Raw genomic sequence first — 1502 nt, 5'->3', positions numbered from 1 at the left:
GAAGCTAAGCCTCTCAGCGCCGATGGTACTGCAAGGGGGACCTTGTGGGAGAGTAGGACGCCGCCGGACTCAACTTCAGCAACACCAGGAAACCCCTGACCGTGATCGGTCAGGGGTTTCCTGCGTTAACGGGCCGAGCCGCACACCGCCACCGCCCTCGACTGCTCGGGCCGTGCGGGCGAGCGCAGCGGCGATCGCGCGGTGGCGCGATCCCGCACGATCGGCCACCATCAGAACGTGGCACGACACGTCGGTGATCTGTTCCGGGACGAGCCTGACCAGTGGGGCTTGCGTGGCGACCCGTGGCTCTGGCGAGCTCTCGGTGAGCGGTTCGTGCACGTCAGACTCCCGAGCACACGAGGCGAGCTCGACGGCATGCTGCGGCGGGGCTTTGCGGCGGAGGTCGGTCGTGCGATGTCGGGAGACGCCGGCGCAGGGGTGTTCGTCGAGCGCTTCGCACACGGCGGGATGTCTTCCGGGCACGTGTCGCCCTCGTGGTGGTCCGCGACCGGCGTGCCCCTCCTCCTGGGGCGGGCCGGTCTCCCGGGTCTCCGGTACGTCGTGCGGAGCACGGTCGAGCAGGACTGGCGGTCGGTGCGAGCGCTCCGGCTCGAGAACGCGGCGGAGAACCCGGTGTCGTACGGCGCCGACCTCCGGACCACCCTCGCGATGACAAAGGACGACTGGCGGCTGCGGGCGCGGCGCGGTACCGGGCGGGGCACCACTGCTGTCGTGGCAGTCGCGGAGGACGGGGCGTGGCTGGGGATCATGGCCGCTCAGCTGCCGACTGACGAGGAGCCTGCCGCGCTGCTCACGGGGGTGTTCGTCCGTCCTCGAGGGCGCGGCCGGGCGAACGGCGTGGCGGACGCGCTCCTCGCGGAGGTCCTCAGCTGGGCCGCCCTCCGTGCCCCGTCGATCCGACTGTGGGTGGACTGCGCTCCGGACGGTGCGCCGGCGCGGGGCCTCTACGCTCGCCACGGCTTCCGCAGGACGGGACGCCGGCGCGCGGCCGACGGGTTGCCGAACGCCGTCATCGAAGAGATGGCGACTGCACTCGAGCTCCCGACCGTCGATGGAAGCAGCGGAGAACCGCGCGAGGAGTGGGTCGGTCGCAACGCTGCAACGCGTCCGCTCATCGCCCGACACGCCCGGGATGTGACCCCACTTGGCAGCGCGTTCACCTCCGCGTAAGGTTGTACCTCGTTGCCGCTGAGGCGGAGAACGGAACGGCCGAGACGGTCACCAGGGCGAGTACCTGGAGATGCAGTCCGGACGGGGTCCCGCTCGGCAACCAACCACCACCCTGACGAGCTGCAAGGTTCGGCGGATGGTGTCGAGAATCCAAGCCCCTCTGGCGGAGCTCCTTCGTGGAGTCGAGTGGGGGGTGCGTCTGGTCCTTGAGAACTCAACAGCGTGCACATTGTCAATGCCAATTATTTTGACCCCGTGCGATCGCAGCTTTGGTTGTGGTCGTCGGAGACAATTCCTTTTGGATTGAAGAT

At 68.8% G+C, this 1502-nt stretch carries 1 protein-coding gene; it reads left to right on the top strand.

Features of this window, described 5'->3' with window-relative positions; translation table 11 throughout:
* Positions 1-414: 414 nt before the first annotated feature.
* Positions 415-1191, top strand: coding sequence for a GNAT family N-acetyltransferase (locus M3666_RS16270; protein ID WP_251155800.1), 777 nt, complete (start codon positions 415-417; stop codon positions 1189-1191).
* Positions 1192-1502 lie beyond the last annotated feature (311 nt).

The sequence above is a fragment of the Curtobacterium sp. ODYSSEY 48 V2 genome, assembly GCF_023712625.1.
Classification (GTDB): Bacteria; Actinomycetota; Actinomycetes; order Actinomycetales; family Microbacteriaceae; genus Curtobacterium.
The sequence above is the reverse complement of the archived record's forward strand: the minus strand, read 5'-3'. Positions and strand labels throughout refer to the sequence as shown.